This window comes from Phenylobacterium sp., from assembly GCF_030651185.1.
Lineage (GTDB): Bacteria > Pseudomonadota > Alphaproteobacteria > Caulobacterales > Caulobacteraceae > Phenylobacterium.
This window is the reverse complement of sequence record NZ_JAUSCJ010000026.1, coordinates 1-1,255: the sequence shown is the minus strand read 5'-3', so window position 1 is coordinate 1,255 and position 1,255 is coordinate 1. Positions and strand designations below refer to the sequence as shown.

The window sequence follows — 1,255 nt, the reverse complement described above, 5'->3', positions numbered from 1 at the left end:
GACGGTGCGGGCCATCGGCTAGTCCTCGTTGTTCTGGACGACCGCGCCGGTGACGGGGTTGAAGTAGACCTCGGCCTTCTTGCCGGCCTTGTTGAAAGCGTAGATCTCGTAACAGCTGCCGCTGACCTGGAAGACCTTGATCTTCGTGTACCCGAGCGCGGCGATCTTGGTCTTCATCTGGGCCTCGCTCAGCCATTTGGCCTTGGGGGCGGTGGTGCAGGCCGGCGCTGCGGCGGCGCTGGCCGCCGTGGCCAGGACGGCGACGGCGACGGCGGCGGGGATCAGGAAGGTTCGCATGGGGGGCTCCAATTGAGGGCTATGAAGCGGCTGCTCCATGACCCTGATCCTGGGGGCTCGACCTGACAAAGACCTGACGGACCTTGGTCCGGCGCGGACCCACCCCCGTCAGGTTTTCGTCAGGCGCAGGGGCCAGGTTCGGCGCAGCGCGACCCGCGCCCCCAACCGGAGACCTCCCCATGACCTTCTTCAAGCTGCTGCCCGGCGCCGTGCTCGCCGCCGCCTTCCTTGCGGGCCCCGCGCTCGCCGCCGAGGCCCTAGCGCCCCAAACCCGCGAGAACCTGTTGGCCGCCATGCACGGCGAGGCCTTCGCCAACCTGAAGTATCGCCGCTATGCCGAGGTGGCGCGCAGCGCCGGGGACGAAGCCCTGGCCAAGCTGTTCGAGGAGTCGGCCAATGTCGAGGCCAACGAACACTTCGACCGCGAGGCCGACGCCGTGAAGCTCGACGGGACCGACGCCGCCAACCTGCTCGACGCCATGGCCGGCGAAAAATACGAGAACAAGACCATGTACGTCACCTTCGCCGAGCAGGCCGAGAAGGCCGGCGACCTGAAGGTGGCGGCGATGTTCCGTCAGATCGCCGTCGACGAAGGCGACCACTATGCGCGTTACAAGGCCGCCCACGACCGCCTGGTCGCGAAGTAGCCGCCCCGGACATTGGAGAGAACGGCCATGCCCGCCCTGTCGCGCCTTCGGGCCTATCACGCGCTGCTCGCTGTCCTCGTGGTCGCGGCCTATTTCAGCCCCGAATGGGGGCCGGCTCACGCCTGGCTCGGATACGGTGTCGCCGCGGTGATCGCCTTGCGCCTGGTGATGGCGCTGACCGGCTCACCCCAACTGGGGCTGATGCGGTTCTATCCGCATTTCCAAGGCCTGAAGCTCGACAACGCCTTCACCCATCCCGCCATCAGCCGCGTGCTGCTGGCGGGGATCGCCGTGTGCCTGATCGGCGTCAC

2 protein-coding genes and 1 pseudogene are annotated in these 1,255 nt (G+C 67.6%); 2 read left to right on the top strand and 1 reads right to left on the bottom strand.

Annotated elements, in window-relative coordinates:
• Positions 1–18: 18 nt before the first annotated feature.
• The gene (locus Q7J39_RS12480) at positions 19–297 is read right to left on the bottom strand and encodes a PepSY domain-containing protein (protein ID WP_304825283.1); all 279 of its coding nucleotides are present in this window, start codon (positions 295–297) and stop codon (positions 19–21) included.
• Positions 298–476: 179 nt separating this feature from the next.
• On the opposite strand from Q7J39_RS12480, the gene Q7J39_RS12475 reads away from it, so the two are divergent.
• Positions 477–944: a ferritin family protein gene (locus tag Q7J39_RS12475; RefSeq protein ID WP_304825280.1), complete on the top strand. Its 468-nt coding sequence runs from the start codon at positions 477–479 to the stop codon at positions 942–944.
• A gap of 27 nt (positions 945–971) precedes the next feature.
• Positions 972–1,255: pseudogene (locus Q7J39_RS12470) on the top strand (hypothetical protein); the annotation flags it as partial.